The sequence below is a fragment of the Pseudomonas sp. NPDC087626 genome, assembly GCF_044743405.1.
GTDB lineage: Bacteria > Pseudomonadota > Gammaproteobacteria > Pseudomonadales > Pseudomonadaceae > Aquipseudomonas.
This window is the reverse complement of the sequence record NZ_JBIUWJ010000004.1, coordinates 102,732-115,185: the sequence shown is the minus strand read 5'-3', so window position 1 is coordinate 115,185 and position 12,454 is coordinate 102,732. Positions and strand designations below refer to the sequence as shown.

The window sequence follows — 12,454 nt, the reverse complement described above, 5'->3', positions numbered from 1 at the left end:
CCTATGTGGGAGCGGGCTTGCCCGCGATGGCGGTGTGTCAGGCGCCATCGATGCTGAATGTTCCGCCCCCATCGCGGGCAAGCCCGCTCCCACAGTGGTTTTGGAGTTCGCAGATCTTGCATACACCCTGCAGGCCCGCTCCCACAGTGGTTTTGGGGTTCGTAGATCTTTCATACACCCAGCAGGTCTATGTGGGAGCGGGCTTGCCCGCGATGGCGGTCTAACGGCCTACGCCGATTTACGCCAGACACTCGCCAGCCAAGGCTGCTGCTCGCGCGGCAGCCCGGCCGGGCGGTAGTAGTGTTCGAGCTCGACAAAGCCCGCCTCGGTGAGCAATTGCTGCCACGTTTGAAGGTCGTGATACGCCCCGTATCGCGGGCCATTCCAGCCCTCTTGGTTGTCGCCACGGGGATTGGAACTGAACAGCACACCACCCGGTTTCAAGGTCCCGTGCAGTTGCCGTAGCACCCGCGGCAACTCCTGGCGTGGCACATGAAACAGCACGGCATTGGCGAAAATCCCGTCAAACCGTTCTGCCGGCAGGTCGAGCTTGAGAAAGTCCTGCTGCCAGACCTCACAGCCGCTGTCCTCGCGGGCCATCCGGGCAAACTGCTCAGAGCCGTCGAGGCCGACGGCCGTATGTCCCAGGCGGGTGAACGTCTGCAAGTCCCGCCCCGGGCCGCAGCCGAAGTCGAGAATCTGCAGCGGCGCCTCACCCTGGATGTGCCGCAGCAGGGCCGCGATGTTCTGGCTGACGTCATGCTCGCGAGTGCCTTCGCGAAAGCCTTCGGCTACCGAATTGTAGTGATCCAGGGTGGTGGCGGTGATCTGTTGGAGGTCGTCGGGGGTGTGTTTCATGATCGGCTGCGCAGGCAAGGGGAGTGAGCCGAATATACCCTTTGCGGCCGAGGGTTCAACGCTTGTTCAAGCCACGCGCCAACCGATCCCCGCCCAATTGAATCACCGCCACCAGAATCACCAGCAGCACGATCACCGTGAGCATGATCTGGCTGTCAAAGCGTTGGTAGCCGTAACGGTAGGCGATATCGCCCAGGCCACCGGCACCAATGGCCCCGGCCATGGCCGAGGAGTTGATCATGGTGACCAGGGTGATGGTGAACCCTCCGACAATCCCCGGCAGCGCTTCAGGCAGCAACACGTGCCAGATGATGTGCCAGCGGCGGCAGCCCATGGCCTGGGCCGCTTCGATCAGGCCGTGATCGACCTCGCGCAGGCTGACCTCGGCAATCCGCGCGAAAAATGGCGTGGCGGCAATGGTCAGTGGCACTACGGCGGCCCAGACGCCGTAGGTGGTGCCGACGATCAACCGGGTAAAGGGGATCAGCGCGACCATCAGGATCAGGAACGGGATCGACCTGAACAGGTTCACAAAGGCCCCCAGCGCACGGTTCAGCGCCGGGGCCTGGTAGATCCCGCCCTTGGCGCTGGTGACCAGGATCACCGCCAACGGAATACCCGCCAGCAAGGCGATCAGCGATGACACGCCGACCATCAGGAAGGTATCGATAAAGCCTTGCAGCAAACGCTCAAACCACATAACCCAGCACCTCTACCTGTTGCGCCCATGCAGCGGCGCGTTGCCGCAATTGTTCGGTGTCCAGGGTCGACCCCGACACTGCCAGCAGCAATTGCCCCAAGGCATGCCCCTGGATTCGCTCGACTCCGCCTTGCAGCAAGCGCACCCGGCCACCCAGGGCGCTGAACAGTGCAGCCAGGTCCGGTTCGTCCTGACTGCTGCCGGTGAACTGCAAGCGCAATACCACGGCGGCCTGGGCTGAGGCGGGTTGGGTTTGCAGGCGACCTTGCAGGTCCTCCGGCAGGCTGTGCTGCAGCGGCGCCAGCAGGGTTTTGCTGACCTCGTGCTGCGGGTTGCCGAACACTTGCCAGACCGGGCCTTGCTCGACGATCTTGCCGTGTTCGAGCACCACCACCCGGTCACAGATATCGCGGATCACCGCCATCTCGTGGGTGATCAGAATGATGGTCAGGCCCAGGCGCCGGTTGATTTCGCGCAGCAGGCCGAGGATCGATTGGGTGGTTTCCGGGTCCAGCGCCGAAGTGGCTTCGTCGCACAGCAGGATCGCCGGATCGTGCACCAGCGCGCGGGCAATGCCGACGCGCTGTTTCTGCCCGCCCGAGAGCTGTGCCGGGTAGGCCTTGTGCTTGTCCTGCAGGCCCACCAGTTCGAGCAACTCGCGGACCTTTTGCTCGCGCGCCGGTTTCGCCACGCCGGCGACCTTGAGTGGTAATTCGACGTTCTGCCACACGGTCTTGGCCGACATCAGGTTGAAGTGCTGGAAGATCATGCCGATGCGCCGACGCAGGTGCACCAGGCGGTCTTCGTCGAACTCGCCGATGTCCACCTGATCGATCAGCACCCGGCCCGAGGTTGGTTGTTCGAGGCGATTGATGGTGCGGATCAGCGACGACTTGCCGGCACCGCTGCGGCCGATGATGCCGAACACCTCACCGCGCTGGATCGCCAGGTCGATGCCGTGCAGCGCGGCGACCGGGCCTTGCTGGCCGTTGTAGGTCTTGCCCAGGCCGATGAAACGGACGTGGGCGTGATTGAGATCGGGGTGCAGTTCAGTCTGGACCGCGTTGTGGGGCTCTGGAATTTCCAGTCGCAGTTGGCTCGCGGCGCTCATGCTCAGCTTTCCCAGCCGGCTTGGTAGAGCTTGCCGTGGGCTTTATCCAGGGCAGCGCGAACGGCGGGCGAATGCTGGTAGATGTCGACGAACTTGATCAACCGAGGGTCGGTTTTGCTGTTGGGCTGGATCACGAACTGGATCACGTATTCCTTGTGGTCGAGACCGTCGAACAGCAGCGCGGAGCCGGCGTCGAATGTCTTGGCCAGGCGAATGTAGGCTGGGTACCCCTGCACCAGGTCGGCGTCGTCATAGGCGCGCACCAGTTGCACGGCTTCGACCTGGAGGATTTTGATCTGCTTCGGGTTGGCGACGATGTCGTCTTCGGTGGCCTTGTAGCCCACCCCATCCTTGAGCGTGATCAAGCCGGCCTTGGCCAGCAGTTGCAGGCCGCGACCGCTGTTGATCGGGTCGTTGGCGATGGCCACGCTGGCGCCTTCGGGCAGCTCGGCGAAACTTTTGTATTTCTTCGAATACAGGCCGACGTTGTTGATGATCCCCGGGGCGAACGGCACCAGGTCGAAGCCGGCGGCGGCCTTGGCGTTTTCCAGGAAGGGGATGTGCTGGAAGTAGTTCACGTCGATGTCGCCCGAGGCCAGGCTGACGTTGGGTGCGATCCAGTCGCTGAACTCCACCAGCTCGACTTTCAGGCCTTGCTTGCCGGCCTCCTCGACCGCGGCCTCCAGGGGAATGGCGAAGGCGGCGGTGGTGCCGACCTTCAGCGGCGCGTCGGCGGCGAAGGTCACGGAGCTGAAAAGGCCGAGGGCCAGTGCCAGTGCTTTGACTGGGTGGGTGAACAAGGTGTTTTTCATGATGGGTTTCCAGTCATAGAGTTGGGTTGTTTGGGAGGCTCTTCGCGAGCAGGCTCGCTCCCACAATGGTTCGTGGGACCGGTCAGCGGCGAAACGTCGAACCGGTGTGCTGTTCGGGTAATTGCGCGGCCCCTTGAAACAGCTTCTCGCGCAAGGTGCCCTGGTCATACGCGGTCTTGTACGAACCACGGCGCTGCAACTCGGGAATCACCAGCTCGATGAAATCCACATAGCTTTCCGGGGTGACGATGCGGGTCAGGTTGAAGCCGTCCAGGCCGGTTTCGGCGATCCACGACTCCAGCTCGTCCGCCACCTGTTCGGGTGAACCGACGAGGGTGATGTAGCGACCGCCCAGGGCGTGCTGATCGAGCAGTTTGCGCCGGGTCCAGTCGTTGTTTTTCAGGTGCTGGGTGGCGGATTGGATGGCGTTGCTTTTCACGTACTGGATAGGCTCGTCCAATCCGTACTGGGAGAAATCGATGCCAGTGGAGGCGGAAAAATGCGCCACTCCAGCTTCGGCGCTGGCGTAGCTCAGGTACTCGGCGTGCTTGGCCCAGGCGGCCTCTTCGCTGGCTCCGACAATCACGTTCAAACCCATGAATACCTTGATGTCGTCTGGCTTGCGCCCGGCGCTGACGGCGCTGGCGCGCACCTTGTCGACCTGGGCCTTGGTCGAGGTTTTGTTCTGGCCACTGATGAACACGCACTCGGCGTGTTGCCCGGCGAATTGCAGGCCGCGACTCGAACTGCCGGCCTGGAACAGCACCGGGGTGCGTTGCGGCGAGGGTTCGCACAGGTGATAACCCTCGACCTGATAGAACTCGCCGTGGTGCTCGACCTTGTGCACTTTGCCCGGCTGGGCGTAGATGCGCTGCTGGGGGTCGTTGAGTACCGCGTCCGCCTCCCAGCTGCCCTCCCAGAGCTTGTACAGCACCTGCAGGTACTCGTCGGCCTGGTCGTAACGCCGGTCATGTTCGACCTGCTCGCTCAGGCCCATGGCCTTGGCGGCGCTGTCGAGGTAGCCGGTGACAATGTTCCAGCCCACCCGCCCACGGCTCAGGTGGTCGAGGGTCGACATGCGCCGGGCGAACAGGTACGGCGGTTCATAGGTGAGGTTGGCGGTGAGGCCGAAGCCGAGGTTACGGGTCACCGCGGCCATGGCCGAAACCAGCAGCAGTGGGTCGTTGACCGGCAACTGGATCGACTCCTTGAGCGGTACGTCCACCGAACCCTGGTACACGTCATAGACACCGACGATGTCGGCGATGAACAAACCGTCGAATAGCCCGCGCTCCAGCAGCTGCGCCAGCTCAGTCCAGTACTCGACGCTCTTGTACTGGGTCGAGTTGTCTCGTGGATGGGTCCACAGGCCGTGATTGATGTGCCCGATGCAGTTCATGTTGAAGGCATTGAGGAGGATTTTTTTCTTCGCGTGCACGGGGCTGCTCATCAGATGGTCCCTCGCAGCGGCGGGTTTTCATCATTGAGGTAGTAGTTGCCCACCGCGTGGTATTTCCAGCGCACCGGGTCATGCAAGGTATGCACGCGGGCGTTGCGCCAGTGCCGGTCCAGGCCATGCTCGGCCAGCGTCGCCTGGCTACCGGCGAGCTCAAACAGGGTGCTGCCGGCGGCCAGGGAGATTTCGCTGCTGATGGCGCGGGCTTCGGCCACGGCAATCGAGGCGGCTGCCACGGTGTCTGCGTTGGTGTCGCGCTGAGCCTGGTCGAGGAATTCACCGGCACGTTCCAACAGCGCTTCGGTGGCGTGCAGGCGGATGCTCAGGTGACCGAAGCTTTTCAGTGTAAGCGGGTCTTGGGTGGCCTGGTCGTTGCCGGAGTCGATCCACGGGCGGGTCTTGGTCCGCACGAAGTGCAGCGCGTCTTCGTAGGCGGCGCGGGCGATACCGGTGTCGATGGCGGCGTGGAGAATCTGCGCCAGCGGGCCGACCGGGGTCGGACGCTCGAAGGCGCTTTGAAACGGCACCAGGTCGTCGGCAGACACATAGACGTCCTCGAACACCACCGAGCCGCTGCCTGTGGTGCGTTGGCCGAAGCCGCTCCAGTCGTCGATCACCGTCAGGCCTTGGCTATCGCGGGGCACGAAGGCCAGTTGCTGGACGCCATGGTCATCAACCACTGAGGTGGGAATGCGCTGGGCGTAGATGGCGCCGGTGGCGTAGAACTTGCGGCCGTTGATGCGGTAGCCCTGGCCATCCTGGGTCAGGCGGGTGACCCGGTCATGGGCGGTCTTGGTCCCCAGTTCCGCCAGGGCATTGCCGAAACGCTGGCCGGCGAGCACTTCGGCGTACAGGCGTGTTTTCTGCGCCTCGCTGCCGTTCACCCGCAGGACTTCGAGGGCATAAAAATGGTTCTGCGGAATCTGCCCCAGGGAACCATCAGCCTGGGCGATCAGGGCGATGACCTTGGCCAGGGTGACGTTGGACACCCCGGCGCCGCCATATTCGCGGGGGACGCTGATGCCCCACAGGCCCGAGCGCGAAAACACTTCCAGCTCCGGATAAGGCAGGCGACGTTCACGGTCGCGCAGGGCGCTGTCGCGGCGCAAGTCTTCGGCCAGGTCGCTGGCGACAATAAGGGCTTGTTCATCGCTGGTAATGACCGCGACGGAATGGGAAAACGTCATGTAAATCTCCAGATGTCTGGTCGGTCAGATCCAGGAATGCCGGTTCGGCAAGGTGCCGTTGAGGCGGTAGTCGCCAACGGCGTGGTACTTCCAGCGCACCGGGTCGTGCAGGGTGTGCACGCGCGCATTGCGCCAGTGACGATCGAGGTTGAATTCGGCGAGGGTGGCGCGGCTGCCGGCCAGCTCGAAGAGCTTTTCGCTGGCGAGCAACGAGATCTCGGTGGTCAGCACCTTGGCCTCGGCGACGGCAATCGAGGCGCGGGCGGCGGAAGCGGCAGTGACCGGTGCCGCGCTGACCTGATCCAGCACCTTGCCGGCCTTGCGCAGCAGCGCTTCGGCGGCGTGCAGTTCGATCTTCAGTTTGCCGATGTCGGCAATCACGTACAGGTCATCACTGGCGCGGTCGACCTTGGCATCGATCCACGGCCGGGCGCGGGTGCGTACAAATTCAATGGCGTCGTCGAGGGCGCCGCGAGCAATGCCGGCGTCGATGGCGGCCTGGATCAGTTGGGAGACGGCACCCTGGATATTCGGGCGCTCGTTGAGCCGCCAGTTTTCCACCACCAGGTCGGCGTCGACCCGCACGTTGTTGAGCAATACGGTGCCGCTGGCAGTGGTGCGCTGGCCAAACCCCGACCAGTCGTCCACCACCCGCAGTCCCGGGGTGCCACGACGGATAAACGCCATCACCTGCTTGCCGTCGTCGTTGAGCGCCTTGACCGCGATCCAGTGTGCGAAGAGGGCACCGGTGGAGTAGAACTTCTGGCCATTGAGCACCCAACCATCGCCTTGGGCGGTGATACGGGCCTTGAGTTCCAGGGTGTTCTTGTTGCCCCGTTCCGGGCCGGCATTGCCGATGCGCGAACCGTTGAGCACGCTCTGGAACAACTGCTGTTTCTGCGGCTCGCTGGCCACATGTTGCAGCAGGTTGAGGATGCCGAACTGGTTCTGCGGAATTTGCCCCAGTGCCGGGTCTGCCGCGGAAATGATCGCGAAGACTTCAGCCAGGGTGACGTAGGAAACCTGTGGGCCACCAAAGGCTTTGCCAATGGCGATACTGCCCAGGCCGCTGCGGGTGAACTGCTCGATTTCCGCCCAGGGCAATTTGCGTTGCTGATCGCGGCGCGCGGCTTGCTGGCGGGCGACAGCCGCGAGTTCGTGGGCAGCTTCGAGGGCTTGTGCGTCATTGCCGAGCACCTGTGCGGGCAGCAGCGGCGGGGCGATGTCCAGATCGCTCTGGATGTTTGCTTCGGCCAGACTGGACATCACTGCCACTCCTTGGCTGCACGCAATGCCCTGGCGATCTGCACTGGGGTGATTGTGTTCCGGACCATACCTACCTCACATCTCATGGATAAGCCGCGTCGTGCGGCGAAATCAGAATCAAGAATGTCCGGTGGTCCGGTGCATATACCCTAATCGCGTATAAAAAATTAATAAACTAACTTTTAGGAATATACATAGAAGGTCCGTGCGCTGTTGCCTCAGGGTCGGCTGGCAGCCTGGCGCCGGGTGGGCAGCCGCCGATTCGCAACAGGCGCGCCGGCGCCCAGCGTGAGTTGTTGCCCACCCGATCGAGAATGCAGTAGGTCACTTCCAGGCGACTGTCCTCTCCGGCCTCGAGAATCACTGCCGGTGGCACCCACAGGTTGATCGGCTTGCCGACCTCGCCGGGCTTGACCTTGGGCAGGTCCAGGCGCACATCGCCCCAGCGCAGGGTGATTGCATCGGCGGTGGCCATGTTCAGGTAAGGCTCGATGGTCAGCGGCACGCCGCGTTTCATCTGGTTCGGGTTGACCCCATGCTTGCGGATCATCTCTGGAATGCCCAAGGGCGCCAGCCCCTGGTTTTCATCGGCGCACTGGCTGTGTGGTTGCCCGCCGGGGCAGTCGAGCTTGACCTGCACTCGCTTGGTCGCTGAGCGCGCCGGGTCCTGGCCGACTTGCATGACCCGATAGTGGATACCGGACCTGCCGTTGCGGATAAAGCTCTCGGGCACCCGTAGGTGGATGGGCTGGCCGATATCCGCGGCTTCCAGGACCTTGGAGGCGACATAGCAGGTGTCCCAGAACAGCTCGATCAGGTCGCCTTCTTCCATGCTGGCGTAGGGGGCAATCTCGATCAGCAGATGAGCCGCTGAGACACCGTTAATGGCGGATCCCGACGATTGCGCCAGGCGCGGAGCCGTCAGTTCTACTTTGTTCCGCAGACAGGTCATGCGTGTTCTCCTTGAAATACCGCAGCGAAGTCCGTTTCGAAGTTGCGTTAGTTCACATTGATTCAGGGTGTCGAGTTCAAGTGATAGCCGATTGGTTAATGCCGGTGTGCAGTTAATTGGCGTCTAGATAAGAGCGCGCCTGATAGGGTGTCAATAGATCAAAGTTGGGAAGTTGGTGATCCTTGGTCAATCAGAAATGTCCTACCTTGGAGGCGTTTCCAGCGTACAGGTGATTGGGGTTTTTCTCGGATGATCAAAGCTATAGAACTATAAAGAAGGCTATTTTCGGGACGGCGAGACGCAGAGCCTGGGCCAAGGTACGCCGCCGGAGGAAAGGGGAGGACGTATCTATTTATTCCGTGTGCGCGTAGGGATAAATACCAGGGGGGAGTTATTGTTTTTAACAGGCGCCACTTCCTTCCGTGGAAAGTGACTGTTGCAAATGGGAAGTTGCGGGTTGCGCGAAACTTCAGGCGTTAAGAAACTTGCTGAGAAACTGTCGGGTACGCTCTTCCTTGGGGTTGGCAAACAAGGCCTTGGCTTCGCCTTGTTCGACGATCACGCCCTTGTCGAAAAACACCACGCGGTTGGCCACGTCGCGTGCAAAGCCCATTTCGTGGGTGACTATGACCATAGTGCGTTTTTCTTCCGCCAGGCCACGAATGGTCGCCAGCACTTCACCGACCAGTTCCGGATCCAGCGCGGAGGTTGGTTCGTCGAAGAGGATCACTTCCGGCTCCATGGCCAGCGCCCTGGCGATCGCCACGCGCTGTTGCTGGCCGCCGGAGAGTCGGCGCGGGTAGGCATCTTCCTTGCCCGCCAGGCCGACCTTGGCCAGGAGTTTGCGGCCCAGTGCCAGGGCCTCCTCCCTGGGAATCTTCTTGACCACCAGTGGCCCTTCGGTGACGTTTTCCAGCGCCGTGCGGTGCGGGAACAGGTTGAAGTTCTGGAACACGAAGCCCACGTGCTGGCGCAATTGGCGCACCAGGCCCTGCTGCTGGTTCAGCGGGCGGCTACCATCGATCTCGATGTCGCCGACCTTGATCCGGCCACTGCTCGGCTCTTCGAGAAAGTTCAGGCAGCGCAGGAAGGTAGTCTTGCCCGAGCCGCTGGGGCCGATGATGGCGACCACCTCGCCTTCCTTGACCTCCAGGTCGATGCCATTGAGCACTACTTGACCCTTGAACTGCTTTGTCAGTTTTTCCACGACAATCATTGGGTCAGGACTCCTGGTCGTGCCGATTGACCCGCTCTTCCAACTTGTTCTGCAGGTGCGACAGCACCGTGGCCAGAACCCAGTAGATCAGCGCGGCGGCAAGATACATGGTGAAAATTTCGAAGGTGCGGGCGGTAATCAGCTGTGCCTGGCGGAACAGCTCCGGCACCTGGATGGTCGCGGCCAGCGCGGTGTCCTTGACCAGCGAGATGAAGCTGTTGCCCAGGGGCGGCAATGCGGTGCGCGCGGCTTGCGGCAGGATGGCCCGGCGCAGGGTCTGCGCACGGGTCATGCCGATACTGGCCGCGGCTTCCCATTGGCCCCGTTCGATCGAACTGATGGCGGCGCGCAGGATTTCGCAGGCATAGGCGGCCATGTTCAGCGAGAAGCCGATCAAGGCCGCCGGCAGCGGATCAAGCTCGACGCCCAATTGCGGCAAACCGTAATAGATCACGAACAGCTGCACCAGCAACGGCGTGCCGCGAAAGAACGACACATAAATGCGCGCGATCCAGCTCACCAGCTTGAAGCGCGACAGGCGCATCAAGGCCAGGCCGAAGCCCAGCAGCAGGCCGAAAAACATCCCGCCAAGGCTGAGGATGACGGTGTAGTACGCGCCCTTGAGCAGAAAGGGCGCGGAGTCCAGCGCGAGTTGGAAAGCCTCGCCCATTACTGAGTGACGTCAGCGTTGAAGTATTTTTCCGAAAGCTTCTTCAGCGTACCGTCGGCACGCAGCTTGTCGATCGCCTTGTTCACTGCGGCCAGCAGCTCAGGCTCGCCTTTGCGCAGGGCGATACCGGCTTCCTGACGAGAGAACGCTTCACCGGCAGCGGTGGTGTCCTTGGCTTTCTTGGCGTATTCCAGCGCGGCGAGGCGGTCGATCAGAATGGCGTCGATGCGCCCGACACGCAGATCCTGGAACTTGGTTGGGTCATCTTCGTAGGTGCGGATGTCAGCGGTCGGCACATTGGCCTTCACCCACTGCTCGTAGTTCGTGCCCAGGCCCACCCCGACTTTCTTGCCAGCCAGGTCGGCGGCGGACTTGATGCTGTCCTTGTTCTTGGTCAGTACCAGGGCCTGAATCCCGGAGACGGTGTAGGGCTCGGAGAAGTCGTACTTCTTCTTGCGCTCTTCAGAGATGGTTACCTGGTTGACGACCGCATCCAGGCGCTTGGACTCCAGGGCGGCGAGGATGCCGTCCCACTTGGTCGGTTGCAGTTTGACCTTGACCCCCAGCTCCTTGGCCAGGGCTTCGGAAAATTCGACTTCGAAACCTGCCAGCTTGCCGTCGGCATCGACAAAACTGAACGGTGGGTAGGTGCCTTCCAGGCCGACGTTGATCACGCCCGCGTCCTTGATCTTTTGCAGTTGCTCACCGGCTACCGCTTGCCCCAACAGACCGGCACCAAGTACCAGGCCCAGCGAGCCCACCAGCAGATTTCGACGAAATGCGGAAAAATTCATGACAAGCCCCTGTGTTTTTTATGAAGACGTTTTTTATGAAGCAGGCAAAATCGGGAATTCCACATCCTGCCCTAGAAGCAGCGTATGCGTCTCGCGGCAATTGCGCCTGCGGCGAGACTATAGGGCGGGATTTTTAGACTTGAAAATAATAAAAAGTGAGTTTGTTATTCCTTTTGTGGTTATTTGGTGGATGTCGTGGAGTGCTTTAGGGCGCTATCGCGAGCAAGCTCGCTCCTACATGACGTGGATTGGCTTCAGGCGAACGATGCAGCGTAGGCAAACAGTGCCGGGGCGCCGCCAGTGTGCAGGAACAGGATAGGACCATTGTCGAAACGCTGCCGGCCAATGCCATCGAGCAGTCCGGCCATGGCCTTGCCGGTGTAGACCGGGTCGAGCAACAGGCCGTCCTGGCTCGCCAGCAGCTTGACCGCAGCCAGGGTACCGGCGCTCGGCTCGCCATAGCGGGGGGCGAAGTACTCGTCCCACAGTTGTACCTTGAAACTCGCCGGCAGTTGGATCCCCAGCAGTTCGGCGGTGCGTTCGGCCAGGCCCTGGACCTTGGGGCGCTGGTCTTCATCGGTGCGCGAGACGGTGACCCCGATCACCGGTAGTTCCGGTAGCACTTCACTCAATGCCAGCGCCAGGCCGCTATGGGTGCCGGCACTGCCCGAGGCCAGGACCACGGCCGCAAATTGCAGGCCGGTGTCCTTGATCTGTTCGGCCAGTTCCAGCCCCGCCCGTACATACCCCAGCGCGCCTAAGGCATTGGAGCCGCCAATTGGCACCAGGTACGGCTGCTTGCCGCTGCTGCGCAGGCGCTCCGCCAGGGCTTGCAACTGTTGGTCGGCGTTGTCGAGGTTGTCCACTAGCTCGACCTTGGCATCGAACAGGTCCAGCAGCAGGCGGTTGCCGTTGCCCAGGTAGTTACTGTCATCCGTGCCGATCGGGTTTTCCAGCAGGGCGACGCAGCCCAGACCGAGCTTTGCGGCAATTGCCGCAGTCTGGCGCACATGGTTGGACTGGATGGCCCCGGCGGTGATCAGGGTGTCGGCGCCCTGGGCCAGTGCGTCGGCGGCCAGGTATTCGAGTTTGCGCAGCTTGTTGCCACCCATGGCCAGCGGCGTCAGATCGTCACGCTTGACGTAGACCTCGCGCCCCAGCCAGGTCGACAGCCGCTCGAGCTTTTCCAAGGGGGTGGCGTTGACGAGAAGATCCAGTCGGTGAAAGCGAGCAAGCTGTTGTTTGATCATGGGTCCGCACGGGTAGTAGGAGGTGTCTGGACTATAGGCAGGCCGTTTTACCCGGGCAACCGCCAATCGCATATTCCTAAAAGTGCTAAGGCTCGCACAATTCGTTCTTAATTGCGGTTTGTGACCATACCGTAAAGTGACTGCCATTCAGGCGGCCTGGTATGGGGCCGCTGCGTGCGAGG

Annotated in this window: 12 protein-coding genes; all 12 read right to left on the bottom strand. The window is 61.9% G+C overall.

The genetic code is table 11. From position 1 onward, the window contains the following. Positions 1–228: 228 nt before the first annotated feature. Positions 229–858, bottom strand: coding sequence for a bifunctional 2-polyprenyl-6-hydroxyphenol methylase/3-demethylubiquinol 3-O-methyltransferase UbiG (locus tag ACIOVD_RS05270; protein ID WP_095167513.1), 630 nt, complete (start codon positions 856–858; stop codon positions 229–231). A gap of 55 nt (positions 859–913) precedes the next feature. Then, entirely contained in the window at positions 914–1,558 is a 645-nt protein-coding gene (locus ACIOVD_RS05265; protein WP_095167511.1) for a methionine ABC transporter permease, read from the bottom strand. Further along, complete coding sequence (locus ACIOVD_RS05260) at positions 1,548–2,669, bottom strand: methionine ABC transporter ATP-binding protein (RefSeq protein ID WP_401126483.1); 1,122 nt, start codon at positions 2,667–2,669, stop codon at positions 1,548–1,550. The genes ACIOVD_RS05265 and ACIOVD_RS05260 overlap by 11 nt, the downstream gene beginning before the upstream one ends. Before the next feature lie 2 nt (positions 2,670–2,671). After that, positions 2,672–3,481, bottom strand: a complete 810-nt coding sequence (locus tag ACIOVD_RS05255) for a MetQ/NlpA family ABC transporter substrate-binding protein (RefSeq protein WP_095167508.1) — start codon at positions 3,479–3,481, stop codon at positions 2,672–2,674. A gap of 82 nt (positions 3,482–3,563) precedes the next feature. Then, positions 3,564–4,931, bottom strand: coding sequence for an LLM class flavin-dependent oxidoreductase (locus ACIOVD_RS05250; protein WP_401126480.1), 1,368 nt, complete (start codon positions 4,929–4,931; stop codon positions 3,564–3,566). After that, positions 4,931–6,124 (bottom strand): SfnB family sulfur acquisition oxidoreductase, encoded by a 1,194-nt coding sequence (locus tag ACIOVD_RS05245; RefSeq protein WP_401126478.1) that lies wholly within the window; start codon positions 6,122–6,124, stop codon positions 4,931–4,933. The genes ACIOVD_RS05250 and ACIOVD_RS05245 overlap by 1 nt, the downstream gene beginning before the upstream one ends. A gap of 24 nt (positions 6,125–6,148) precedes the next feature. After that, complete coding sequence (locus ACIOVD_RS05240; RefSeq protein WP_095167503.1) at positions 6,149–7,390, bottom strand: SfnB family sulfur acquisition oxidoreductase; 1,242 nt, start codon at positions 7,388–7,390, stop codon at positions 6,149–6,151. 175 nt (positions 7,391–7,565) lie between these two features. After that, a complete protein-coding gene (locus ACIOVD_RS05235) occupies positions 7,566–8,342 on the bottom strand; it encodes a hypothetical protein (protein WP_401126476.1) in 777 nt (258 codons plus the stop codon). Between the two features lie 469 nt (positions 8,343–8,811). Further along, a complete protein-coding gene (tcyN, locus tag ACIOVD_RS05230) occupies positions 8,812–9,558 on the bottom strand; it encodes an L-cystine ABC transporter ATP-binding protein TcyN (protein ID WP_095167502.1) in 747 nt (248 codons plus the stop codon). 4 nt (positions 9,559–9,562) lie between these two features. After that, the gene (gene tcyL, locus ACIOVD_RS05225) at positions 9,563–10,228 is read right to left on the bottom strand and encodes a cystine ABC transporter permease (protein WP_095167500.1); all 666 of its coding nucleotides are present in this window, start codon (positions 10,226–10,228) and stop codon (positions 9,563–9,565) included. Beyond that, on the bottom strand, positions 10,228–11,022 hold the full coding sequence (gene tcyJ / locus ACIOVD_RS05220; protein WP_095167499.1) for a cystine ABC transporter substrate-binding protein: 795 nt from the start codon (positions 11,020–11,022) through the stop codon (positions 10,228–10,230). Before tcyJ ends, tcyL begins: the two co-directional genes overlap by 1 nt. 254 nt (positions 11,023–11,276) lie before the next feature. Then, positions 11,277–12,272: a D-cysteine desulfhydrase gene (locus ACIOVD_RS05215; RefSeq protein ID WP_401126473.1), complete on the bottom strand. Its 996-nt coding sequence runs from the start codon at positions 12,270–12,272 to the stop codon at positions 11,277–11,279. Positions 12,273–12,454 lie beyond the last annotated feature (182 nt).